This window comes from Winogradskyella sp. J14-2 (assembly GCF_001971725.1).
In the GTDB taxonomy this organism is placed as follows: domain Bacteria; phylum Bacteroidota; class Bacteroidia; order Flavobacteriales; family Flavobacteriaceae; genus Winogradskyella.
Genome location: NZ_CP019388.1, coordinates 1,370,692 through 1,395,583 on the forward strand (window position 1 = coordinate 1,370,692; position 24,892 = coordinate 1,395,583).

The following is a 24,892-nucleotide window of genomic DNA, read 5'->3' on the forward strand; positions in this document are numbered from 1 at the left end:
AAAAGTCTCTTTTAAAAGAGACTTTTTTTATTAGTTAATCAATTTAAAAATACTAACGCCCTTCTCTCAATAACTGGTCAAAATAATCAATAGTACTTCTTAACCCATCCTGTAGATTTATTTTTGGTTTCCAACCATCTAGTTCTTTTTGAGCCAAACTTATATCTGGTTGACGCTGCATGGGATCATCTTCTGGAAGTGGCAAGTACACTACCTTAGACTTTGAGCCTGTGAGATCAATGATTTGATCCGCCAGCTGAAGCATAGTAAACTCTTTTGGATTGCCAATATTAACAGGGCCTATAAAAGCATCTCGAGTACCCATCATCCTAACAGTTCCTTCAATTAAGTCATCGACATATTGAAAACTTCTGGTTTGCCTGCCATCGCCAAATACCGTTATATTTTTACCCTTTAGCGCTTGTACTATAAAATTAGATACCACTCTACCATCTTGAGGGTGCATCCTAGGACCATATGTATTAAATATGCGTATTATCTTAATTTTTACTTTATTTTCCTTATGATAGTCCATAAATAAAGTCTCAGCACATCGTTTGCCTTCATCATAGCAAGAACGTGTACCAATAGGGTTTACGTTTCCCCAGTAAGTTTCTCTTTGTGGATGTACAGTAGGATCGCCATAAACCTCGCTTGTAGAGGCTTGCAATATTTTAGCTTTAACGCGTTTAGCCAACCCTAACATATTAATGGCACCCATTACTGAAGTTTTGGTAGTTTTTATAGGGTTGTATTGATAATGTACAGGAGATGCTGGACATGCAAAATTGTATATTTCATCAACTTCAGCCATAAATGGATTTGTAATATCATGTCTCACCAATTCAAAATAATGATGATCCATAAGATGCTCAATATTTTGTTTAGAACCTGTAAAATAATTATCTAAACAGATTACTTCATTCCCCTCGTTTAACAAACGTTCACAAAGATGTGAGCCAACAAAACCCGCGCCACCTGTTACTAATATTCTCTTCATTTATTAACTAATTACTTGTACCTCAAAAATAATGCTTATTTCTTACTCTTCAGTATCCAGCAAAATTAAAGTTCAACATTCGTTTCATGTATTGATATAACTCTGGGTAATTAGTTCTGAACATCTCTGGTGTTTCAATAAAGTTTTCTAGCAGTACAGCAAAAAATTCAAATTGATTGGTGTACGCATATGCTCTAAAGTATTTTGATGTTGTTAAGTGATCTCTAACCTGCTTATGGGCTTGCAAATAACGCGTTAATCTACTAAAGCCCTGTTTAAAAATCTCACTGCTAATATCCTTATTGCTATAAGCGTTTAAATGAATTGCATGCCCAAACTCATGTATGCCCAAGTTTAAATTATCATCACCTATGCGGTATCCTTTCTTAAAATCTTGCCAAGAAAAAACAATGGCTTTTAGTTGCGGATTCGTTTCTCCTCTATGGTAGGTTTCATTTATTTTTGAATAATACTCTCTGGGGTAAATAATAATCTTATCTATCAACGTTATAAGATAGTTTCTAAAACCAAAAGTTAACATTACCGCTGTTGCAGAAATTAGTGTAATCATCTCTTGGTTTACTGTTAAACCCTCCCTGCCTATAAACTGTTTACTCTCCATAAATACTGCAAGTCTATGTCTAAAAATAGCTTGCTCGTTTTCATTGAGTCTATTGTAGAAAAGAAATTTATTATTTAAAATGGATAATTGATCTTTGGTTAGCCTCTTTCTAAATACTATAAGGTTTAAAAAAAAAGGCTTATTGTATTCTAAGCCATACATAGATTCAAAAAAAACATAAAACCTATACACCACTATAACAGCAAAACCAACAAAAAAGATGATTAACATAATTAGTCTAAGAGTAGGTTACGTTCTTGGATTTTGAATTCCCAAATAATAAAATCACTGACCAAATATAGAAATAAAAAGAATCAAACTATTACTCATACGTTTTTAGAAACCCAAATGCTGAGGTAGGCTCGACTAATTAATACAAGAAATAGCAAACCCTAGCAAACTTCAACAACTAGTTAACATAGGTTTATAATGCCTACTAATGTTTCTAAACAAATATTCTAGTGCTTAATTTTTAGCTTTTTGATAAGTTTTATAATGACAATACGATATCCTCATTTTTAAGAGCATTTTGTCGGAAATTTACAAATTCAATGGCTTTCAAAATATTAGTTTTACCAAAATGCTGAAAACGGAAAAATTAAAGATGTGCAAATTTCATTAATATTAAAGCTAAAGCTAGCCAACACATTTACTTTACTTTCTAGATACTTTCTGAAGGTTTTTTCTATTATTTATAATAGACAACCCCCTTATCAGTAAGCTTAGATAGAATACAAAAAATCATTAATTAAAATATTTTAACCCCATTTAAATTAAATCTTATGAAACAACTTTTACCTATTATTTATGTCGTATTACTAGCTTTAAGCTCAGGAATACAAGCCCAAGAATCTGGGACACAAAACCTTCTAAATTGTCCTGAAACTATAAACCAAACAACAGATCAAGGTCAGTGTGGTGCTACTGTAAGTTACATTGTAGACGATACAATTACCGAAATTTTTGAATATACTGGTAGTGTCAACACCTTCACCGTACCGCCAGGCGTTACGTCATTGAATATTTCGGCTTTTGGTGCCGAAGGTGGTTCTAGTAGTATGGCCAGTGGAGGTCTTGGTGCTCATATAGTTGGTGATTTAGCCGTAACACCTGGCCAAGTTTTACAAATATTGGTCGGACAAAAAGGAACTGATGGCGGTAACTTTGCTGGCGGTGGCGGTGGCGGTTCATTTGTTATTTTAGGCAATGATGTTGCAACCGGAACACTCCTTATCGCTGCTGGTGGTGGTGGCGGACGCGGTGCTGGTTTTGCTGGTGGTAGTCAAAACCCAGGAGGGCTTGGCGGTGATGGACAGCTTACAGAAAACGGCGGTGCAGCTATTGGTGGTGAATGCAACCCGTGCTCTGGTACTGCAGGAACAAACGGCAATGGTGCCACAGGTGGTGATAGTTTTGGTGGTCTTGGCGGCGGCGGCGGAGCCGGTTTATTGACAAATGGTGGAGACCGCTCTGGTGGTGCTTTAGGAGCAACAGGCGGGCAGGCTATTATTAATGGCGGTGCTGGTGGTGCCACCCTTACAAACGATGGTATCCCAGGCGGTTTTGGTGGTGGTGGTGCTGGTGGTTCTTCATCTGCTGCTGGTGGTGGCGGTGGTGGCGGTTACAGCGGTGGTGCTGGCGGTGGCCAAGGTGGTGTTGTTGGAAGTGGCGGCGGTGGCGGCGGTTCTTTTAACAGCGGAACAAACCAAGTAAATACTGCTGGTGTTAGGTCTGGTGACGGAGAAATTATTATTACTTACAATGCAATCCTTACACAAACCGCAGGACTACCTAATAATTCTTACTTTCCTATTGGAGAAACTATTAATACTTTTGAAACTATTGATGGCTCAGGAAATACAATATCTTGTAGTTTTAGTGTAATAATAACCGATGACGAAGATCCAATCCTTACGGTACCAGCAGATATATTGCAAGATACGACTAATGATACTTGTGGGGCTATTGTAAATTATTCAGTTTCTGGCACTGATAATTGTGCAAGCGGAGAAATAATATTTACAGCATCAGGTACAGTTGAAACTTTTACCGTACCGCCTGGCGTTACGTCATTGAATATTTCGGCTTTTGGTGCCGAAGGTGGTTCTAGTAGTATGGCCAGTGGAGGTCTTGGTGCTCATATAGTTGGTGATTTAGCCGTAACACCTGGCCAAGTTTTACAAATAATGGTCGGACAAAAAGGAACTGATGGCGGTAACTTTGCTGGCGGTGGCGGTGGCGGTTCATTTGTTATTTTAGGCAATGATGTTGCAACCGGAACACTCCTTATCGCTGCTGGTGGTGGTGGCGGACGCGGTGCTGGTTTTGCTGGTGGTAGTCAAAACCCAGGAGGACTTGGCGGTGATGGACAGCTTACAGAAAACGGCGGTGCAGCTATTGGTGGTGAATGCAACCCGTGCTCTGGTACTGCAGGAACAAACGGCAATGGTGCCACAGGTGGTGATAGTTTTGGTGGTCTTGGCGGCGGCGGCGGAGCCGGTTTATTGACAAATGGTGGAGACCGCTCTGGTGGTGCTTTAGGAGCAACAGGCGGGCAGGCTATTATTAATGGCGGTGCTGGTGGTGCCACCCTTACAAACGATGGTATCCCAGGCGGTTTTGGTGGTGGTGGTGCTGGTGGTTCTTCATCTGCTGCTGGTGGTGGCGGTGGTGGCGGTTACAGCGGTGGTGCTGGCGGTGGCCAAGGTGGTGTTGTTGGAAGTGGCGGCGGTGGCGGCGGTTCTTTTAACAGCGGAACAAACCAAGTAAATACTGCTGGTGTTAGGTCTGGTGACGGAGAAATTATTATTACTTATGAAATTAGTCCTATTCAAACTGCAGGTCTTCCTAGCGGAAGTGAATTTCCTGTCGGAACCACTACAAATACTTTTACACTTACAGATACTTCCGGAAATTCAATTACCCAAAGCTTTGATGTTGTAATTACCGATAACCAAGACCCTACGATTAATTGTCCTGCTGACTTTACTGTCAATGCGGCATCTAACGGGACATACACAATTGAAGATTACACCTCTATTGCTAGCGATAATTGCACAGCTGAAGATAACCTTATAATTACACAAAACCCTATTGCTGGTTCTGTTGTAAATACTGGAGTTACTGCAGTCACTGTAAACGTTGAAGACGCTTCGGGGAACATATCTGAGTGCACTTTCGAAATAACCGTTGACGCATCACTCGGTATAGAAGATGGATATCTTAATAATAACACAGTTAATGTTTATCCCAACCCTTCAAATAATGTTATAAATATTAACATAGAAAACTCAACTATTGATTCTGTAGCACTATTTGATCTTAGCGGTAGACAAATTAAATCTTTTAATACGCAATCAAACAATAACGTTCAGATATCTTTACAAGACGTATCAACCGGAACATATCTACTAAAAATAGTTTCGGGTTCTGAGCAAATAACAAAGCAAATAGTTAGAAAGGATTAATATTAGTTTCTAATTTATCAATGACCAAAAGAGACTGTTTAAATGACAGTCTCTTTTTTTTCTATTTTCCTATTATAATTAATTTTAAAAATGAAACTTTAACAGATAAGTTGATCATAAGGTAGACGCTCTACTAATGGAAAAAAGGTGTTCTATTTTTATGAACTACTAAGATTGAAACTAAACCTTGTGGTTTGTCCTTGTTTATAATGCTCTTTGAGATTGACGCTTCATGACATGGTTTAACGCGTATCATTTTAAACATTGACACATTTAAGTACTATTGATTTCAACACTGAAGTTTTTAGATATTGATGTTACACTAAGTACTTGATGGCATCTAAAAAACATTTGAAAATACGTGATCTTCACCACATAAAAAGCAAATTTTATAAAACTAAAAAGGGATAAAACAGAATAAAGTTAATTCCGTATTTTATCCCTTTTAAATTAAATGTGACCACGGTAGGATTCAAACCTACGACCGCTGGAGCCGAAATCCAGTGCTCTATTCAGCTGAGCTACGTGGCCATATATTTCTACTTTTGCAGAAACGTAGTAATTTAAGCTAATTTTGCTTTTACAATCGTAGAAATGGTTTTTCCATCTGCTTGGCCTGCCAGCTCTTTACTCACAATACCCATAACCTTACCCATATCTTTCATGCCTTCTGCACCAATATTGTCTATGGTCATTACAACAACTTTCTCAATTTCTTCTTCGCTTAAAGCTTCTGGTAAAAATTGACTGATCACTTCGGCTTGGTCTAATTCTGGTTGCGCCAAATCCTCTCGTCCTTGTTCTTGAAAAATGGTTGCACTGTCTTTACGTTGCTTTACCATTTTAGAAAGAATCTTTATCTCTTGTTCTTCCGATAACTCATCGCTTCCATCAGAGGCTGTTTTGGCTAATAAAATTTCAGATTTTACAGCTCTTAATGCGGCCAATGCTGTTTGGTTCTTTTCTTTCATTGCTACCTTCATAGCAGACATAACGTTATCTTGTAAACTCATATTACCGTAATCTATTTTGAGGTGCGAAGATACTAAAAAGTTAGGTTTCTTTTTGATTTAAAACTCTTGAAAACAAAAAGCTCAAAAAGTTTGAGGACACTTTTTGAACTTGACAGTGGTGTGATAACACTAAACTGAATTTGCTATTAATCTACGTTATCGTGTAAAAATGAATTATTGCTTCTTAACTGAATGTCGTCATTATCATCTGTACCGACAGACAGCCTCGAGGCATTAGTCTCAGAAGAATGCTGCGCTTCTTCTAAATTAACACCTTGTCTTTTGTAAGCAGGCTCTTTTTCTATTTCGTCAATCTTAGCTGTATTGAACTTATAATTAAAGTCTTTCATGTGCTTTCTGCGTTCGTCTGCACGGGCTTTTATTAAGTCTGAAATTGGACTGTTCATTGGGTCAATTTCATCCTCTGAAATAGCTTCTGTTTCTTCAACAGGAAGTACTTTCTTTTCAAAAACGACTTCTTCCTTGACTTCTGTTTCTGTTTTCGTATTCATTGAAGACTCGTAGGCCTCAACATCATCTAGTGCATAACGCTTTTCACCTTGTTCATTAACCTCTGTGACCGAAATTATTTCTACGGGCTCATTTACATTAATATCTTTTACGTCTTCATCTAAACTAAAGAACATCATTTCTTCGCCAGATTCTGGCTCTTCTACTGTTTCTTGTTCATTATTATTAGACAATGGCAAATCAAAAGTTAGTGTAATCTGCTCTTCTTTCTCTTCAATAATGGGCTCTGCCTTATTTTCTATTGGTGTAATAATGAATTCCTCAGGCTCTTCATTTAACTCTGCTCTTGTGTCTAATACTTCATCGTATACTACATCGATGTTTCTTAATAAATCTGTAGTTGCAATTAAATCCCTATTAGGCGTTGCAGATGTGTCTGGGTCTTCCTCATCTAAAAGCGTATGACGCACTATCGGGTCTTCTTTCTTTTCTTCGAGAACAATGTCTGGCGTTATAATGGCAGGTTCTTTTTCTTGCGTACTTACTTCTTCAATAACTTCTTCTTCTAAAGCATGAATGACTTTTTTAGTTTCGGTATTAGAGATTTCATTTTGCTGATCGATATTGAAACCTGTTGCAATAATGGTTACCGCGATAGATTCCTCTAGTGAATCATCTTCACCAACACCCATAATAATGTTTGCACCATGGCCTGCTTCATTTTGTATATGGTCATTAATCTCACCGATTTCATCGATAGTAATTTCTTGAGAACCTGAAACGATCAGCAACAATACGTTTTTAGCTCCAGTGATTTTATTATCGTTGAGTAATGGCGAATCTAAAGCTTTCATAATAGCTTCTTGCGCTCTGGTCTGACCAGAGGCTGTAGCCGATCCCATAATGGCTGTTCCGCTGTTACTCAATACTGTTTTAGCATCACGTAAATCGATGTTTTGTGTGTAGTGATGTGTTATAACTTCTGCTATACCTCTTGATGCTGTTGATAAGACTTCATCTGCTTTAGAGAACCCTGCTTTAAATCCAAGATTACCATAAACTTCACGAAGCTTATTATTATTAATTACAATCAGCGAATCCACATGCTCTCTTAGGTTTTCGATACCACGTTGTGCTTGCTCATTACGCATTTTCCCTTCAAACTGAAATGGCATAGTAACGATACCAACAGTAAGTATATCTAATTCCTTAGCCATTTTTGCGATGATTGGCGCTGCACCAGTACCTGTACCACCACCCATTCCGGCAGTGATAAATACCATTTTGGTATTGGTATCTAGCATTCTTCGGATATCTTCTAAACTTTCTACTGCCGCTTGCTCACCAACATCTGGGTTAGCACCAGCACCTAATCCTTCAGTTAAGTTAACTCCTAATTGTATTTTATTTGGAACACCACTATTTTGAAGCGCTTGTGCATCTGTATTACAGATTACGAAATCTACTCCTTTAATACCTTGCTGAAACATGTGATTAATGGCATTACTACCTCCACCACCTACACCAATAACCTTGATGACGTTAGATTGATGTTTTGGTAAATCGAATGCGATATTTCCAAATTCGTTGCTGTTACTCATATTTTTTGAGATTATGGGATTCTATGTCTTAATTAATTATTGTTACGTCTATTCTGCGTTGTCTAAAAATTCTTTAACACGCTCTGTTAACTTATCTAAGAATGAACGACGCTCTTTCTTAGGTTCTTCTGTTACAATGTCTTGTTGCGCTTCAGAAATTGTTCCTTCACTTTCATTTTCAACAACCTCTTCAGCAACTTGTTCTGCTTTTTTACGATCTTGTCGCTTAAGACCATCCATTACTAAACCAACTGCCGTTGCAAATAATGGACTAGCGATATCTTCATCACTATCACCTGCTAAATGCTCATTTGGATATCCTATTCTAGTATCCATTCCTGTGATATACTCTACTAATTGCTTTAAATGTTTTAACTGGCTTCCACCTCCTGTTAAAACAATACCAGCAATCAGCTTTTTCTTTTGCTCTTCGTGTCCGTAGTTTTTAATTTCTACATAAACCTGCTCAATAATTTCTACAACTCTTGCATGTATAATCTTTGACAAGTTCTTTAGGGTGATTTCTTTTGGTTCTCTTCCTCGTAGTCCTGGGATAGAAACAATTTCATTATCCTTATTTTCGCCTGGCCACGCAGAGCCAAATTTTATCTTTAAAAGTTCTGCTTGCTTTTCTATAATTGAGCAACCTTCTTTAATATCTTCTGTGATCACATTTCCACCAAATGGAATTACGGCTGTGTGGCGAATAATACCATCTTTGAATACGGCTAAATCGGTTGTACCACCACCTATATCAATCAATGCCACACCTGCTTCTTTCTCTTCCTGGCTTAACACTGCATTTGCGGATGCTAAAGGTTCTAAAGTGATACCCTCTAACTCCAGGCCTGCACTTTTAACACAGCGACCAATATTTCTGATTGATGATACTTGCCCTACAACAACATGAAAGTTAGCCTCTAGCCTTCCTCCATACATACCGATTGGCTCTTTGATTTCTGCCTGGCCATCAACCTTAAATTCTTGCGGTAAAACATGAATAATTTCCTCTCCTGGAAGCATCACTAGTTTATGCACCTGATTTATTAAACGATCAATATCTGTTTCGTCAATAACCAATTCAGAATTTGGTCTTGTGATGTAATCGCTATGTTGCAGACTACGAATATGCTGGCCTGCAATACCTACGGTTACATCTTCTATCTTTTCTGATGCTGCAGCTTCTGCTTCTTGTACCGCTTGCTGGATAGATTGTATCGTCTGTGTAATATTGTTTACCACACCACGATGCACACCTAAACTTTTGGATTTACCTACACCAAGTATCTCAACTTTACCGTACTCATTTTTACGACCAATCATGGCCACAATTTTTGTGGTTCCTATATCTAAACCTACCGAAATTTGATGCTTGTCCATAGTCTAAATTTTGGTGCAAATCACTTGTTCGTCAAATTTGAGATTTACAAGCTTATAGTTATCTAAAATCTTATCTTTTAAAGCCTTCTGATAGAAGGCTTTGAAATTATTTATCTTCTTTTGAAGCTGATTTAAGGTTCCTAAGTGAACTTTAAAATTGCTTTTTCTAATTCTAAAATCAATGGTTTCATCCTCATTTTGATGAATTTCAATGACATGCTTTTTTAAGAATTCGTCCTCATCTACAGCCTTTGCAAATTGAAATACTGTATTGAGGTTATTTTTCTTAATATTACCAGTAACTAATGGCACTCTAGCTGCAAAATTTGAAGACAAGGGCATATACGAGCCCTCATCATCAATGTAATACGATGCATTAGTATGCACTCTAGCGATAGGTCGTTTTTGTTCAATTTCTGCTGAAAGCTCACCGTTTACTGACATAAACACCTCTGCTTTCTTTATCATCGGATTAGAATTTAGGGCAGCTTCTAAATCGTTCAAATCTATAATTTCTTTAGGTTGTCCCGTAACTGCGGCTTGATTTTGTATTAACAATTTACTAACAGTGGCCTCTGTTATAAACAACTTATTTTCTCCTGTAAATTCTATGTTTGGCTCCGACACTTTTCGGTTGTCATTTCTGTAATTAGAAAACGCAAAAAGGAAGCTAACCAAAATCAGTAACACTATGACTTTTATGTAGTTAAGATTAACTCGCAATACTAAAGGCTTCTTTTATCTGTTTTACTTCTACTCCAATATCTCCAGCACCTATTGTTAAAACAACATGTGCATCAGAAACTTTAATTTCATCAATTATAGCTGACTTAGAAATCAGCTTTTTATTAGGATTTTCAATTTTACTTAATAGCCATTCCGACGTTACTCCTTCAATTGGTAATTCTCTTGCCGGATAAATATCCAAGAGCAGTATTTCATCAAACTTTGAAAGACTTTGTGCAAACCCATCAACAAAATCTCTGGTGCGACTGTACAAATGCGGCTGAAAAATTGCCAACACCTTTTTATCTGGATACATTTCGCGAACCGCTTGGTGCACTGCATTTATCTCTTCAGGATGATGTGCATAATCATCAATAAATACAAAATTTTCAGTTTTAATCTGGTATGTAAATCGACGTTTAACACCCTTGTAAGATGCTAAACCCTTGGCGAGCTGGTTGTAAGGGCAACCGTAGTCAGCAGCCATCGCCAAGGCGATTATTGCATTCGACAAATTATGTCTACCAGGTAGGTTAAATTGAAAATCTTTATGTGTTCCGTTAGGTGTTTTCAAATCAAACACATAACTGCCGTTTTTTATTCTAATATTTTTTGCACTGTAATCAGCGTTGTCATCTACTCCGTATGTAATGCCTTTTAGTGGCAACCCATTTTTTACAAAAAGCTTACCGTGAGGCTTTATACATTCTGAAAATGCTTTAAACGTTTTTGTAAGTTCATTAGCATTACCATAAATATCGAGATGATCTGCATCCATTGATGTGATGCAAGCCAAATCTGGCGATAAGGTTAAAAAAGAACGATCAAATTCATCTGCCTCCACTACTGTAACCTCTGTACCATTTATGATTAAGTTAGAGTTATAGTTTTCGCTAATTCCCCCTAAAAATGCTATAACTGGAGCATTACACTCATTTAACAAATGCCCTAAAATGCTTGTCGTTGTGGTTTTACCATGTGTTCCTGCAACCGCGAGACAGGTTGTTTGCCTAGTAACTTCACCAAGTACTTGAGAACGTTTATACACCTTAAAACCATTATCTTTAAAGTAGTTTAACTCTGAATGGCTTTTTGGAATTGCTGGTGTAAACACAACCAAAGTCGTTTCTTTATCTAAAAACTCTTGTTTAACTTCTGAAATACTATCATTAAAATGGACCTCAACACCTGACTCTTGCAAAAGCGTTGTAATATCTGAAGGTGTTTTGTCATAGCCAGCAACGTGCTTTCCGTTAGCCACAAAATAACGCGCCAGTGCACTCATACCGATACCACCAATACCGATAAAATAGATGTTAGAAGCCCATCCCAAACCCTTCCCAGCAGGAAGGGCTTTTTCACTGTTGCTTATATTTTTTTTGTCTTTTTTATTCATTTTCTTTGAGTTTCTTCCCTAGGGAAGACGGAAGATGGGCTTTATTCAATAATTTTTCAACCTCATCAACAATATCGTTGGTTGCATTCACCAATGCTAAGGCTTCAATATTTTTACTAAGTTCTGTCTGTTTTTCTTCATTAGTAATTAATTCAGAAAAATGCTTCTGAAAGTCATTATCTAAATCACTCTCCTTTATTAAAATCGCTGCATTTTTTTCCGCGACAGCAAGCGCATTCTTTGTTTGATGATCTTCTGCCACATTAGGCGATGGTATAAAAATGGTTGGCTTACCAACGATACAAAGTTCAGAAACTGAAATAGCTCCAGCTCTAGAAATAATAACATCTGCAGCCGCATATGCCATATCCATATTATTTAGAAAGGTATGCACCTGAACATGTTTTAAATCATTATACTGCTTGTATTTATCGTAATACAACTTACCACACTGCCAAATAAGCTGTACATTTTGGGCTTCAAAAAAATCGAGATTCGCCTCAATCAACTCATTGATACGTCTTGCGCCAAGACTACCGCCTAACACCAACAATGTATGTTTACTATGAATAAGATTAAAAGCATCTTTACCTTCAATATGCCTACCTTTTACAGCTAACAACTCTTTTCTTATTGGGTTACCAGTAAGCTTTAATTTTTCTTTTGGAAAGAATTTATCCAAACCATCATAAGCCACACAGATCGTATCTACTTTCTTACCTAACAATTTATTAGTAATTCCAGGATACGAATTCTGCTCTTGTATTAAACACGGTACACCTTTGGACGTTGCCATTTGCAATAATGGTCCGCTTGCAAATCCACCAGTACCTATGACCACATCAGGCTTGAAGGTTTTTATGATTTTTCTAGATCTCAATAAGCTTGTCATTAACTTAAAAGGAAACATTAAATTCTTCAGCGTCAATTTTCTTTGAATACCAGAAATCCATAGTCCTTCAATTGTATAACCAGCCTGAGGCACCTTATCCATTTCCATACGGTCAGAGGCACCTACAAATAAAAATTCAGCATTTGGATAACGCGATTTTAATTCGTTAGCAATAGCGATAGCAGGATAAATATGACCTCCTGTACCGCCTCCTGACAATATGAATTTATAATTACTCATTAAATTGTTTCACTTAAAATATCTAAAGGATTATCACCTTCCAAAACTTCATTTTCTTTTATTTCCTGGCGTTTTGCACTCACACTTAATATTATTCCTATTGCCATACAAGTCATCCAAATGGACGTACCTCCACTACTTATTAATGGCAATGTTTGTCCTGTAACCGGAAATAATTCAACTGCAACTGCCATATTAATTAAGGCCTGAAACACAATTGGCAGGCCAACACCAAGCACCAACAACATACCGAAAGTGGTATCAGCTTTTTGCGACACCACAACAATTCTAAACAACAGCCAAGAGTACATTATCAATAAAAAAATACCACCAAACAAACCATACTCTTCAATGATGATTGCGAATATGAAATCTGATGATGATTGTGGTAAAAAGTTTTTCTGAACACTTTTTCCTGGACCCAATGGCTTTATTCCTGTTGCAATTGCAATTTTTGCTTTTTCAATTTGATAGTCTGCCTCTGTGTCTTCGCCATTTGCAAAATTTTCAATTCTGCTCATCCATGTATCTACACGATTTGGCATGGCATCTGGAAATGCCTTCGCCACCAAAATAAATAGCACCAAAGCCAACAAACCTGAACCAATTATTACTGCGAGATACTTTATTGGATAACCACCTATGAATGCCAGCATCATTACCATAGTAAAAATGATTGCTGTTGTAGAAAAATTAGCAGGAAGAATGAGAATTAGAACAAAAAATACTGGTCCCCAAAGTGGTAAAATAGTGTCTTTAAAACTTACACTTTTCTCTCTAATCTTTGAAAGGTATCGCGCCACATAAACCATTAAAACAACTGCCGCAAATGTCGATGTCTGAAAGGACATATTTACAATTGGAATTTGTATCCAACGGCTTGTGTTTGTGCCTTGACTGTTAGTTGACCCTTGTAAAATTGTAATGAGAAGAAGTACTAAAACTACAGGAATCAACACCATAGAAAGTCCTTTAAAATACCTATACGGAATTTTATGAACTGCATACATTATTGCAAAGCCTAAGGAAAGGTGCATAAAGTGTTTCACAAAAAAAGAAAAAGTATTACCTGTACCACCAACATATGCCAAATTACTGGCAGCACTATAAACTGGTAAAAATGAGAATATCGCCAATAGCGTTACTATTGCCCAAATTGCTCTATCTCCTTTTATTTGTGAAAAAATATTTTGCACGCTTAACCTTTTATCGCTGCCTCCCTAATTCAGCGTTTTAAATTTTTATAAATTTCTCACAGCATCTTTAAATTGACGTCCGCGATCCTCATAGTTTTCAAACAAATCGAAGCTAGCACATGCTGGTGACAATAATACATTATCGCCTGCCTCAGCTACTTTGTAAGCAATCTTAACAGCCTCGCTCATGTATTGTGTTTCCACAATAACATCTACCATATTACCAAAAGCTTCTATTAGTTTTTTGTTGTCTACACCAAGACAGATTATCGCTTTTACTTTCTCATTAACAAACTGAAACAATTCTTTATAATCATTACCTTTATCTACACCTCCAACAATCCAAACTGTTGGTGCATCCATACTTTCTAGTGCAAAATATGTTGCATTAACGTTTGTCGCTTTAGAATCGTTGATGTACTGTACTTTATTAATTTTAAGTACGTGTTCTAGACGATGCTCTACCCCTTGAAAGTTCTCTAAACTCTCTCTTATAGTTTGCTTTCTTATCTTGAGCAAATGCGCTACGGTAGAGGCAGCCATAGCGTTTTTAACGTTATGCTTACCCTCTAAGGTTATGTTTTCTGTTGGCATAATTATTTTGGTGTTATCTATTGTTATTATTATTTTATTGTCTTTATAGTAAGCCCCTTCTTCGATTTCTTTTATTAGTGAAAAAGGCAACTTTTTAGATTGAATCTCATGGTTTTGTAACCAATCTGTTATAACCTTATCATCTGCATCGTAAATGAAATAATCATCTTCGGTTTGGTTTTCTACAATTCTAAATTTTGAAGCGATGTAGTTTTCAAACTTATAATCGTAGCGATCTAAATGATCTGGTGTTATATTGGTTAAGACTGCTATTTTGGGTTTGAAATCATGGATGTCATCTAACTGAAAGCTGCTTACCTCTAACACGTAATTCTCATGATTCTTCTCCAAAATTTGCTTTGCAAAACTGTCTCCGATATTTCCTGCTAACCCAACATCTAATTCTTGCTTTAACAAATGATGCGTTAGTGTTGCCGTTGTTGTCTTGCCATTACTACCTGTTATTGCAACCAATGTGGCATCCGTATAGCTTGAAGCAAATTCGATCTCGGAAACCACCTTAATACCAGCATCTCGAATCTGTTTCACCAAAGTCACTTTATCTGGAATACCAGGACTTTTCATTACGATGTCTGCATTCAGAATTTTAGATTCTGTATGCTGTTCATCTTCAAATTCAATCTCATTATTTAAAAGAACGTCTCTGTACTTTTCTTTAATTTTTCCTTTGTCGGACACAAATACTTCATATCCTTCTGCCTTCGCTAAAAGTGCTGTACCCACACCACTTTCTCCACCGCCAAGAATTACTAAAAGCCCTTTCTGCCCCTTCCTAAATCCTTCTCCAGAAGGGAAGGACTTCTTTAACTTTTGCTGACTCTTTTCATTTTGCATCATATTTCTGCTCTAACCAGCCTTTTTCTATACTATTTATAATTTTTTGATCACTCTAAATTCCCTCCCTCTGAGTGGGTTTACCTAATCTTCAATGTCACGATTGAAATGATAGCTAACAGAATGCCCACAATCCAAAATCGTGTGACTATTTTACTTTCGTGGTATCCTGATTTTTGATAATGATGGTGCAATGGAGACATCTTAAAAATCCGCCTACCTTCACCATATTTTTTCTTTGTGTATTTGAAATAACTCACCTGCATCATTACTGATAAGTTTTCAGCTAGGAAGATGCCACATAGTACAGGTATTAGCCATTCTTTTCTTACTGCTATTGCTATTACAGCAATGATTCCACCAATAGTTAAACTTCCTGTATCTCCCATAAATACTTGTGCTGGATAAGCATTATACCATAGGAATCCGACGAGTGCTCCCACAAATGCTGCGATGTATATCGTGATTTCCTCTACTTGAGGGATATACATGATGTTGAGATATTTAGAAAAAATAATATTACCAGATACCCAAGCAAAAATCCCTAAAGTCAATACTACTATAGCAGATGTTCCTGCTGCCAAACCATCAATACCATCGGTTAAATTTGCACCATTGGATACAGCCGTTACAATGATGATGCTCACCAACACGAAAATGATCCAAGCGTAGCTTTCTAAATCTGGACTTATCCAAGTGATTAAATCAGAATAATCGAACTCATTATTTTTTACAAACGGAATTGTTGTTTTTGTTGACTTTTTAGCCACATCAAACAATTGCGCTTCAGGTACGTTAGGATTTTCAGCCAACAATTCTTGTTGTTGCTGCAGCGGTAATTCTTCTTTTATGGTTACATCGTCATGAAAATACAAAGTCAAACCAATGATAAGCCCTAAACCTACCTGTCCTAAAACTTTAAACTTTCCTTTTAGACCTTCTTTATCATTTTTGAATTTTTTGATGTAATCATCGATAAACCCAATAGTTCCCATCCAAAGTGTCGTAATGATGAGTAGGATGATATAGATGTTTTCAAGTTTAGCTATTAATAATACAGGAAGTAACGTCGCCAGTATAATTATAAGTCCACCCATAGTTGGTGTACCTGCTTTTTCTACCTGACCTTCTAAGCCTAAATCGCGTATAGTTTCACCAACTTGTTTTTTACGTAAAAACTCTATAATACGTTTACCATAAATAGTAGAAATTAACAATGACAAAATAACTGCCATTGCCGCCCTAAAGGTTAAGAACCCAAACAGTGATGCTCCAGGAAACTGGAATTGTTTTTCTAAATATTCGAATAAATAATATAGCATCTACTTCTGTAATTGTTTTAAAAATTCTTGTACTATTTTATAGTCATCAAAATCAAAGCGTTCGCCCTTAATTTCTTGATACGTCTCGTGCCCTTTACCCGCAATTAAGATGATATCTTTAGCTTCAGCCATCTGACATGCTGTTTTTATGGCTTGTTTTCTATCTGTAATTGATAATGTCTTTTTGAAATTTTGAGGCTCAACTCCTTTTTCCATATCCTCAATGATCGCCTCAGGAACTTCTGTGCGTGGATTATCGCTCGTAAAAATCACTTTTGTGCTTAATGCCGAAGCAATATGCGCCATCTTTGGCCGCTTGGTTTTGTCTCTATCTCCTCCACAACCCACAACTGTAATTAGCTCTTCATTTTTAGTACGAATACTATTTATGGTTTCGAGTACATTTTTTAGAGCATCTGGCGTGTGCGCATAATCAACAATAGCAGTTATTTTTTCGTCTGAAATAAAATATTGAAAACGACCAGAGACATTATCTAATTCGCTTATTAACCTTAAAATTTCATCTTTTTCTAAGCCTAATAATTCTGCTGCACCATAGATTGCCAAAATGTTGTATGCGTTAAAACTTCCGATAAGCTTTGTCCACAGCTCGCTATCATTCACCTTTAACAACAAACCACTGAATTCGTTTTCTAAAATCTGTGCTCTGTAATCTGAATAATTCTTTAAAGCATAAGTATATTTCTTCGCTTCAGTATTTTGAAGCATTATCAATCCATTTTTATCATCCATATTAGACAATGCAAATGCATTTTTTGGTAAGTGATCGAAAAATGATTTTTTTACATCTCTGTATTCTGCGAAAGACTCATGATAATCTAAATGATCATGAGATAGATTTGTAAAAATGCCTCCTGTAAATTTTAAACCTTCAGTTCTGCTTTGATGTATACCGTGCGAACTCGCTTCCATAAAGCAAAATTCCACACCTTCTTCGTTCATAAGTTTTAAATACTTATTGATAGTTAAAGAATCTGGTGTTGTATGGGTTGCCTTATATTCGGTATTATCTACCATAATTTTTACGGTAGACAATAAGCCAACTTTATAACCTGCTTTTTTAAACAACTGATACAACAAACTCGTTACTGTTGTTTTACCATTGGTACCTGTAACACCAACAAGTTTTAAATTCTCGGAAGGGTGCTCAAAGTAATTTGCAGCCATAAAAGCCAATGCTTGGTTAGAATTAGCAACTTCCACATAGGTAATTCCATCTTGCAAAGTTTCAGGCAACACTTCACAAACTATAGATGTTGCACCATCTGCAATTGCTTTATCTATATACTTATGGCCATCAGTAAGCGTTCCTCTTACGGCCACAAAAACATCATTGGTTTCAATTTTACGAGAATCGAATTCAATTTTGTTTACGGCAGCGCTTGTACTACCTACAACAGCATTTAAAGTAACCTTGTATAATATGTCTTTTAGTAGCTTCATGATGCTTCGAGGACTATTGTTTGGTTAGGCTTTAATTTTTGATGTCTTTCAACAGATTGTGATCTTACGGTCCCACTACCCTTTAATTTCACTGTAACATTAACCTGAAGATTTTCTAATAAGGCAACAGCATCCATTGCTGGCATACCAACGACACTAGGCATTAACTCCTTGTACTTATTTACATTATCGAAATAATTTTCATAATCTTCATTAACGAGCTTACTCTTAAAGTCTAATGTTTTTACCTCGTCAACTAATGGTGTGTCTGTGTATATTTTTTGAGCGATTCGTTTAAAAACAGGGCCAGAAACATCTGCACCATAATAGCCTATTTTAGTACTTGGCTTATGAATTACTACAATGCATGAATACTTAGGATTTTCAGCTGGAAAATAACCCGCAAACGATGAGACGTATTTTTTATCTTTTTTCCACTCTTCAAAGTTGGCATAATCTGTCCAAGCAGTTCCTGTCTTTCCTGCCATAGAGAATGTCTCAGAATACATACTTTTACCAGTACCTCGAATAACAACATTCTTAAGAATATCTTGAATTTCATTCAAAGTTTTATCTGAACAAAGCTTCTCAACTAAAACCTCTTTTTGAAAGGTTTCAATGGCCTTATCAAAAGATTTTACTGAACGTATAAACCTTGGCTTAATTAGCTCTCCATCATTGGCTATCGCATTATAAAATGCTAAGGTTTGTAAAGGAGTCATTTTCATATTGTACCCATAAGCCATTGATGGCAAGGCATTTTTACTCCAGTTAGCTGCACCTGGTCTTGGAATATCTGGCTTACCCTCACCAATTATAGACACGCCAAGCGGCTGGTCTAGTTTCCACTTACTTAAGCGATCTAGAAATTTTTCTGGCTTTTTTGAATAATAATCATCTACAATTGTTGCCAAACCAATGTTTGAAGATACCTCTAAGGCTTTTGCGGCAGAAATTTTACCATAACCACCACGATGCGAGTCGCTAATAGTTCTGCCATAAAAATACTTTGTTCCGCTTTTTGTATCAATTATAGTAGCGGTATCTATCACTCTATCTTCTAAAGCAGCCATTAAGGCCATGGTCTTAAAGGTAGATCCAGGTTCATGGCTCTCACCCACAGCATAGTTTAGTTTCTCGTAATATGTTCCTTTAGAAGTTCTTGCCAAATTAGAAATTGCTCTAATCTCACCTGTTTTTACCTCCATAACAACAACGCAACCATGCTCAGCTTCGTAAGTTTCTAGCTGTTTTAAAAGCGAATGATGCGCAATATCTTGAATATTTACATCTATAGTTGTATACACATCATAACCATCTTGCGGTTCAACTTGATCAAAATCAGCAATTGGTTTCCATTGCCCATTCCCTATTTTCTGTTTTAAGCGTTTTCCTTTAACACCTCGTAAATATTTTTCACCGAAAGCACCATCAATCCCAACTCTGGTTGCATACTGATTCTCATCAATACGCTCATAACCTATAGATCTTGCTGCTATCTCACCCATTGGATGCTCGCGCCTTGTAGTCTGCTCCACAATTAAGCCTCCACCAATAGCACCTTTATTAAGAAGCGGAAAGTTTCTTAATCTTATATAGTCTGAATAACTGATATTTCGAGCTAGCAAAAAGTATCTATTCTTATTTCTACGTGCCTTACGTATAATATCTTTATAGTAACTTGCCGATTTACCTTTGTAAGCTGAAAGCGAATCTGCCAAAGCACTAATATGCTCATCAAAAACGGCTTGCTGAGCTTGTACTGCATCAAGTCTTATATCGTATTTAGGTATAGACGTAGCCAATAAACTTCCATCAGCAGAATACACATTACCTCTATTAGGTTCAATATCAAAATCTTTTACCGTACGCTTTTCTGCCAATTGACGGTACTCTTCACCCTGAATAAACTGAATGCTAACCAACTTAAATACCACAGCAAGTGCAAACACAAACATGCTACCTGCCACAAAGTATAATCTGTTTAATATGTTAGTTTCTGTTGTTGCCAAAGTTTATTTTTCAACTGATGATTTAACTTTAATTTTTGTTGGTGGAATCTCAGAAATGTGGATTCCTTTGTCCGCTACTTTTCTTATTATGGTCGATTCCATTTTTAATCGCATTAACTTTGAACGACCATCAACAAATGCAGATCTTAATTCTTTTACTTCATTATTCAATTTTGCAATTTCATGTACTTTTTTATCAGCACTATGAGAGCTCGCAATCATTATAATGGCGAGGAACGAAATAAAAATGATGATGCGCCAATTTTTAAACGAATCATCACTGATTAGAAACTTACCTCTTAATATGCTGTAGATACTTTTCTTCATACGACTTACTGCGTAGGCAGGAATCTTTTATTCTTTATTCTATTTCGTTGTGGCTTCGAGAGCCTCAGCCACCACTCTCATATTTTTTCAGCAATTCGAAGTTTTGCACTTCGCGCTCTATTGTTCATTTTTATTTCTGACTCTGTTGGCACAATTAAGCCACCTACTTTTTTTAATGGCACTTCAAAATTGCCAAACACATCACGTTCTGGCTCTCCTTCAAACATGCCGTTTCTTATAAAGCGTTTTACCAATCGGTCTTCTAGCGAGTGATAAGAAATAAAACTCAACCTCCCTCCTTTTTTTAAAATCTCTGGCATTTGCAAAAGCAACTCTTTTAAAACTTCAATCTCTTGATTGACCTCTATTCTTATAGCTTGATAGATTTGGGCTAAAATCTTATTCTCCTTCCTATGATTCAGAAACTTCTTCAACACCAATTTTAACTGCTCACTTGTTTCAATTGGATCATCCTTGCGTTCTGAAACTATCACTCTCGCCATTGCTGGCGCTTGCCTTAACTCACCGTACTGCAACAAAACATCTCTTAGCTGCTCTTCCTCATATTCGTTGATGACCTCAAAGGCAGATAACTTCTTATCCTGATTCATTCGCATATCCAACTTTGCTTCAAATCGTGTTGAAAACCCGCGTTCAGCAACATCAAACTGATGCGAAGACACACCAAAATCCGCTAAGACTCCATCAACCTCTTTCACACCATAAAACCTCAAAAAACGCTTGATATACCTAAAGTTTTCATTGATAAGAACAAAACGGTCATCATCAATTTTATTTGCTAAAGCATCTTTGTCCTGATCGAACGCATATAGCTTTCCTTCATCACCCAACCTTGACAAGATTTCCCGACTATGTCCACCACCACCAAATGTGACATCCACATAAACACCATCTGGTTTTATGTTTAAGCCATCAACCGTTTCTTTGAGTAAAACTGCATTATGATATTCCATTGTCATCATCATCTTGTCCCATTACTTCTTCTGCTAAATCCGCAAAATCAGACGCAGCATCATCAATAGCCTGTTCATATTTGTCCTTATCCCATATTTCAATGATGTTTACCGCAGAAGCTAACACTACTTCTTTTGTAATTCCGGAGAAACCAACTAAGTCTTTTGGAATTAATAAGCGACCTGCACTATCAACCTCGACCACCTTAACACCTGCCGTAAAACGTCTAATGAAGTCGTTATTCTTTTTCTTAAAGCGATTAAGCTTATTAATTTTCGCCATCAAAGCATTCCACTCAGACATAGGATACAACTCCAAGCAAGGTTGAAACACAGCACGCTTAAGCACAAAACCATCTTGTAAAGCAGCAGACATTTGCTTTTTTAGAGCAGCAGGAACCATTAACCTCCCTTTTGCATCTGCTTTACACTCGTATGTTCCAATAAATGAATTCAATACCCTTGATTTTCCACTTTAACGTTTAAGAATCAAATATATTGAAAATTTTACCACATTTTACCACATACTCCCACTTTTGTTGATAAGTTTTAAATTTTCGAATTGAGAAAAATCAAAAAGCACAATGAAATAAACCTCCAGCGCTTCAATTTTGAAGTGGTAATTATCAACAACATTCAATCGTAAAAAATCACTCCAAAAGCATTCAATAGGAATAATTGTATTTGTTTTAAAAAGGATTTAGTTATATTTGTTTTTAACACTAAGCACTGATATTATAGATGGCACACCTTTTAAAAAAAGAAAAGGATTATAGATATATTGAAGTAGGAGAAGGCACACCAATCATAGTGCTTCACGGTTTAATGGGAGGTTTAAGTAATTTTGATGCTGTAACTGGTTTTTTTAGTGAGAATGGGTACAAAATTATCATTCCAGAACTCCCAATCTACACAATGTCGCTTTTAAAAACCAATGTAAAAAGCTTTGCAAACTACTTAAAGGATTTTATAGAGTTTAAGGGCTTAGAAAATGTTATCCTTTTAGGAAATTCATTAGGTGGACATATAGGGCTTTATCACACCAAATTATATCCCGAAAAAGTAAAAGCTCTGGTAATTACTGGCAGTTCTGGTTTGTATGAAAGTGCTATGGGAAGTGGTTATACAAAGCGCAGTGATTATGAGGTAATAAAAAAGAAAGCTCAAGATGTTTTTTACGATCCTGCTGTTGCTACAAAGGAAATTGTGGATGAAGTTTACGAAACTGTAAATGATAGAAATAAACTTGTAAAAACCTTAGCTATTGCAAAAAGTGCAATACGACACAACATGGCAAAAGACTTACCTAAAATGAATACACCAACGTGTATTATTTGGGGAAAGAATGACAACGTAACTCCACCTGAAGTTGCGGAAGAATTCCACGAACTTTTACCAGATTCTGACTTATTCTGGATTGATAAATGCGGCCATGCTGCAATGATGGAGCACCCTGAAGAGTTTAATAAAATTTTGAATTCTTGGCTTGAGAAGCGTGGATTTTGAAGCTCTCATAAAGTTGCTATGGCAAAGATTATAATTCAATAAGTTTAATTTAAAAGAGATTCTCACTTCAGTGAGAACTGAAGATGAAGATAAAATCAGCTGAGTTTGTAATGAGTAATTCTGATGTGGCAAAATGCCCTAAGAATCGTATTCCTGAATATGCTTTTATTGGTAGAAGTAATGTAGGCAAGTCTTCACTTATTAATATGCTTACGGACAGAAAAAGCTTAGCAAAAACCTCTGGTCGACCAGGAAAAACACAATTAATCAATCATTTTATTATTAACGACGAGTGGTATTTGGTTGATTTGCCGGGTTATGGTTATGCCAGAGTTTCAAAAACTTCAAAAAAGAAATTTCAGAAATTTATAACCAATTATTTTGAACAAAGACAACAATTGGTTTCTGCTTTTGTTCTTGTTGATATTAGACATGAGCCTCAAACTATAGATTTAGAATTTATGCAATACTTGGGTGAAAATGGAATTCCGTTTGGAATTATTTTCACCAAAGCAGATAAGCTAAAACCCAATGCTATAGATAATCATGTTGAAGACTATTGCAAAGAACTATTAAAAACTTGGGAAGAGTTGCCTCCTTATTTTATTACATCGTCTTCTAAGAAGATAGGTCAGGATGATGTTTTAAACTTTATTGAGGCTACTAATGAAGAGATTGAGGCTTTGAAAAACGAATAGACTAAGTTTTTACATCTAGAGCGTCTCTTAGAGCATTTCCAACCAACATAAATGCCATTACCAAAAGCATGATACAAATTCCAGGTATTAATGCTAAATACGGTTTCCCAAGAATGATGTAATTATAATGATCTTTAATCATAGCTCCCCAACTAGCCATTGGTGGTTGTGCACCAATTCCTAAAAAGCTCAGTCCACTTTCAATAAGTATTGCTGCTGCGAAATTTGCTGCGGAAATTACTATTAATGGTCCAAATATATTAGGTAAAATATGCTTTGTTATAATTCTGTAATCTGTATATCCTAATGCTCTTGCTGCGGTAATATACTGCATCTCTTTGGCACTTATAATCTGCCCTCTTACAACTCTTGCCACCTCAACCCACATGGTTAAACCCACGGCAATAAAGACTTGCCAAAAGCCTTTACCCAATGCTAATGTTATCGCTATGACTAAAAGTAAGGTTGGTATGGACCATGTGACATTTATAATCCACATTACAACTGCATCTATTTTACCTCCATAATAACCTGCCAAACTTCCCATTAGCAAACCAACCATCAAAGAAATAAAGACAGCAATAAAACCAATAAAAAATGAAATACGAGACCCAATTAAAATACGACTCAGGTAGTCTCTTCCATATTTATCTGTACCAAAAACGAAACTCCTATTTTCTATAAAAGATTTGTAAACGGAATTAGGAAAACGCTCTAAATCTATTTGCTCTTCTATGCCTTGGAGACCATCTGAAGCATATTCAACGTAAGTCAATACGTCATCTTTTACAGCATAAGATTGTATCGGAATTTCGGTATCAGTATTTTCAGAACCAAAAAAAAGTTTAGATAAAAAACCTTGCTCAGATTTAATACTTGAGGGAAGTGTAAGTATCTGCACTTTAAATCCAGGAGGTTTTGAATGAATAGACAAATGCATTTGATTGGCATTCTTAGAAGCATCTGGCGCAAATATGTATGCAAAAACCGAAACCAAACCTATACAAACAATTATCCCCAAACTGAAAACGCCCCAAAAGTTTTTTTTAAACTTTTGAAGCGCTAAACTTGTTAATGAGTTGGTTCTATTCAAAATTAGCTTATATAAAATGCTTCGACAAGCTCAGCATGACATC

The 24,892-nt window shown here is 36.4% G+C and carries 20 protein-coding genes and 1 tRNA gene; 3 read left to right on the forward strand and 18 right to left on the reverse strand.

All coding sequences use genetic code 11. The annotated features are described in order from the left end of the window. Nucleotides 1-52: 52 nt before the first annotated feature. Entirely contained in the window at nt 53-1,000 is a 948-nt protein-coding gene (locus tag BWZ20_RS06395) for a UDP-glucuronic acid decarboxylase family protein (protein WP_076617888.1), read from the reverse strand. A gap of 49 nt (nt 1,001-1,049) precedes the next feature. Next, nucleotides 1,050-1,853 (reverse strand): zinc-dependent peptidase, encoded by an 804-nt coding sequence (locus BWZ20_RS06400; RefSeq protein WP_076617892.1) that lies wholly within the window; start codon nt 1,851-1,853, stop codon nt 1,050-1,052. Nucleotides 1,854-2,404: 551 nt separating this feature from the next. Between BWZ20_RS06400 and BWZ20_RS15525 the strand changes: the two genes are divergently transcribed. Next, entirely contained in the window at nt 2,405-5,089 is a 2,685-nt protein-coding gene (locus BWZ20_RS15525) for an HYR domain-containing protein (RefSeq protein ID WP_076617895.1), read from the forward strand. Nucleotides 5,090-5,546: 457 nt separating this feature from the next. Here BWZ20_RS15525 and BWZ20_RS06410 read toward each other — a convergent pair. From BWZ20_RS06410 to mraZ, 15 genes are all read right to left on the reverse strand, one after another. Beyond that, nucleotides 5,547-5,620, reverse strand: a tRNA-Arg gene (locus BWZ20_RS06410). Between the two features lie 32 nt (nt 5,621-5,652). Beyond that, entirely contained in the window at nt 5,653-6,102 is a 450-nt protein-coding gene (locus BWZ20_RS06415; protein WP_076617898.1) for a GatB/YqeY domain-containing protein, read from the reverse strand. Nucleotides 6,103-6,248: 146 nt separating this feature from the next. Next, nucleotides 6,249-8,174, reverse strand: coding sequence for a cell division protein FtsZ (gene ftsZ, locus BWZ20_RS06420; protein ID WP_076617900.1), 1,926 nt, complete (start codon nt 8,172-8,174; stop codon nt 6,249-6,251). A gap of 48 nt (nt 8,175-8,222) precedes the next feature. After that, nucleotides 8,223-9,554, reverse strand: coding sequence for a cell division protein FtsA (ftsA, locus tag BWZ20_RS06425; protein WP_076617903.1), 1,332 nt, complete (start codon nt 9,552-9,554; stop codon nt 8,223-8,225). Between the two features lie 3 nt (nt 9,555-9,557). Then, complete coding sequence (locus BWZ20_RS06430) at nt 9,558-10,232, reverse strand: cell division protein FtsQ/DivIB (protein ID WP_232217145.1); 675 nt, start codon at nt 10,230-10,232, stop codon at nt 9,558-9,560. Between the two features lie 34 nt (nt 10,233-10,266). Next, nucleotides 10,267-11,565, reverse strand: coding sequence for a UDP-N-acetylmuramate--L-alanine ligase (gene murC / locus BWZ20_RS06435; protein WP_232217158.1), 1,299 nt, complete (start codon nt 11,563-11,565; stop codon nt 10,267-10,269). Nucleotides 11,566-11,668: 103 nt separating this feature from the next. After that, nucleotides 11,669-12,808, reverse strand: a complete 1,140-nt coding sequence (gene murG, locus BWZ20_RS06440; protein WP_076617912.1) for an undecaprenyldiphospho-muramoylpentapeptide beta-N-acetylglucosaminyltransferase — start codon at nt 12,806-12,808, stop codon at nt 11,669-11,671. After that, nucleotides 12,808-14,004 (reverse strand): FtsW/RodA/SpoVE family cell cycle protein, encoded by a 1,197-nt coding sequence (locus tag BWZ20_RS06445; RefSeq protein WP_076617915.1) that lies wholly within the window; start codon nt 14,002-14,004, stop codon nt 12,808-12,810. Before BWZ20_RS06445 ends, murG begins: the two co-directional genes overlap by 1 nt. Before the next feature lie 45 nt (nt 14,005-14,049). Continuing rightward, nucleotides 14,050-15,453 (reverse strand): UDP-N-acetylmuramoyl-L-alanine--D-glutamate ligase, encoded by a 1,404-nt coding sequence (murD, locus tag BWZ20_RS06450; RefSeq protein ID WP_083677258.1) that lies wholly within the window; start codon nt 15,451-15,453, stop codon nt 14,050-14,052. An 80-nt stretch (nt 15,454-15,533) separates the two neighbouring features. Next, nucleotides 15,534-16,775: a phospho-N-acetylmuramoyl-pentapeptide-transferase gene (mraY, locus tag BWZ20_RS06455; RefSeq protein ID WP_076617917.1), complete on the reverse strand. Its 1,242-nt coding sequence runs from the start codon at nt 16,773-16,775 to the stop codon at nt 15,534-15,536. Next, the gene (locus BWZ20_RS06460) at nt 16,776-18,239 is read right to left on the reverse strand and encodes a UDP-N-acetylmuramoyl-L-alanyl-D-glutamate--2,6-diaminopimelate ligase (protein ID WP_076617920.1); all 1,464 of its coding nucleotides are present in this window, start codon (nt 18,237-18,239) and stop codon (nt 16,776-16,778) included. It lies immediately after the preceding gene. After that, nucleotides 18,236-20,197 (reverse strand): penicillin-binding protein, encoded by a 1,962-nt coding sequence (locus BWZ20_RS06465; protein ID WP_076617923.1) that lies wholly within the window; start codon nt 20,195-20,197, stop codon nt 18,236-18,238. Before BWZ20_RS06465 ends, BWZ20_RS06460 begins: the two co-directional genes overlap by 4 nt. Nucleotides 20,198-20,254: 57 nt before the next feature. After that, a complete protein-coding gene (locus BWZ20_RS06470) occupies nt 20,255-20,578 on the reverse strand; it encodes an FtsL-like putative cell division protein (RefSeq protein ID WP_076617925.1) in 324 nt (107 codons plus the stop codon). A gap of 77 nt (nt 20,579-20,655) precedes the next feature. Continuing rightward, nucleotides 20,656-21,552: a 16S rRNA (cytosine(1402)-N(4))-methyltransferase RsmH gene (rsmH, locus tag BWZ20_RS06475; RefSeq protein WP_076621278.1), complete on the reverse strand. Its 897-nt coding sequence runs from the start codon at nt 21,550-21,552 to the stop codon at nt 20,656-20,658. Beyond that, nucleotides 21,539-22,009 (reverse strand): division/cell wall cluster transcriptional repressor MraZ, encoded by a 471-nt coding sequence (gene mraZ, locus BWZ20_RS06480; protein ID WP_076617928.1) that lies wholly within the window; start codon nt 22,007-22,009, stop codon nt 21,539-21,541. Before mraZ ends, rsmH begins: the two co-directional genes overlap by 14 nt. Before the next feature lie 284 nt (nt 22,010-22,293). Between mraZ and BWZ20_RS06485 the strand changes: the two genes are divergently transcribed. Both BWZ20_RS06485 and yihA read left to right on the forward strand, forming a co-directional pair. After that, complete coding sequence (locus tag BWZ20_RS06485) at nt 22,294-23,058, forward strand: alpha/beta fold hydrolase (protein ID WP_076617931.1); 765 nt, start codon at nt 22,294-22,296, stop codon at nt 23,056-23,058. A gap of 83 nt (nt 23,059-23,141) precedes the next feature. Continuing rightward, nucleotides 23,142-23,756: a ribosome biogenesis GTP-binding protein YihA/YsxC gene (gene yihA / locus BWZ20_RS06490; protein WP_076617933.1), complete on the forward strand. Its 615-nt coding sequence runs from the start codon at nt 23,142-23,144 to the stop codon at nt 23,754-23,756. A 1-nt stretch (nt 23,757) separates the two neighbouring features. Here the strand turns inward: yihA and BWZ20_RS06495 are convergent, their stop codons facing one another. Beyond that, the gene (locus BWZ20_RS06495; protein WP_076617936.1) at nt 23,758-24,852 is read right to left on the reverse strand and encodes an ABC transporter permease; all 1,095 of its coding nucleotides are present in this window, start codon (nt 24,850-24,852) and stop codon (nt 23,758-23,760) included. Between the last annotated feature and the right edge of the window lie 40 nt (nt 24,853-24,892).

Excerpts from the sequence above, each read along its gene's own strand:
- BWZ20_RS06395 (WP_076617888.1), bottom strand. The coding sequence starts at position 1,000 with ATGAAGAGAATATTAGTAACAGGTGGCGCGGGTTTTGTTGGCTCACAT.
- BWZ20_RS06400 (WP_076617892.1), bottom strand. The coding sequence starts at position 1,853 with ATGTTAATCATCTTTTTTGTTGGTTTTGCTGTTATAGTGGTGTATAGG.
- BWZ20_RS15525 (WP_076617895.1), top strand. The coding sequence starts at position 2,405 with ATGAAACAACTTTTACCTATTATTTATGTCGTATTACTAGCTTTAAGC.
- BWZ20_RS06415 (WP_076617898.1), bottom strand. The coding sequence starts at position 6,102 with ATGAGTTTACAAGATAACGTTATGTCTGCTATGAAGGTAGCAATGAAA.
- ftsZ (WP_076617900.1), bottom strand. The coding sequence starts at position 8,174 with ATGAGTAACAGCAACGAATTTGGAAATATCGCATTCGATTTACCAAAA.
- ftsA (WP_076617903.1), bottom strand. The coding sequence starts at position 9,554 with ATGGACAAGCATCAAATTTCGGTAGGTTTAGATATAGGAACCACAAAA.
- murC (WP_232217158.1), bottom strand. The coding sequence starts at position 11,565 with ATGAGTGCACTGGCGCGTTATTTTGTGGCTAACGGAAAGCACGTTGCT.
- murG (WP_076617912.1), bottom strand. The coding sequence starts at position 12,808 with ATGAGTAATTATAAATTCATATTGTCAGGAGGCGGTACAGGAGGTCAT.
- murD (WP_083677258.1), bottom strand. The coding sequence starts at position 15,453 with ATGCAAAATGAAAAGAGTCAGCAAAAGTTAAAGAAGTCCTTCCCTTCT.
- mraY (WP_076617917.1), bottom strand. The coding sequence starts at position 16,775 with ATGCTATATTATTTATTCGAATATTTAGAAAAACAATTCCAGTTTCCT.
- BWZ20_RS06460 (WP_076617920.1), bottom strand. The coding sequence starts at position 18,239 with ATGAAGCTACTAAAAGACATATTATACAAGGTTACTTTAAATGCTGTT.
- BWZ20_RS06465 (WP_076617923.1), bottom strand. The coding sequence starts at position 20,197 with ATGTTTGTGTTTGCACTTGCTGTGGTATTTAAGTTGGTTAGCATTCAG.
- BWZ20_RS06470 (WP_076617925.1), bottom strand. The coding sequence starts at position 20,578 with ATGAAGAAAAGTATCTACAGCATATTAAGAGGTAAGTTTCTAATCAGT.
- rsmH (WP_076621278.1), bottom strand. The coding sequence starts at position 21,552 with ATGGAATATCATAATGCAGTTTTACTCAAAGAAACGGTTGATGGCTTA.
- BWZ20_RS06485 (WP_076617931.1), top strand. The coding sequence starts at position 22,294 with ATGGCACACCTTTTAAAAAAAGAAAAGGATTATAGATATATTGAAGTA.
- yihA (WP_076617933.1), top strand. The coding sequence starts at position 23,142 with ATGAAGATAAAATCAGCTGAGTTTGTAATGAGTAATTCTGATGTGGCA.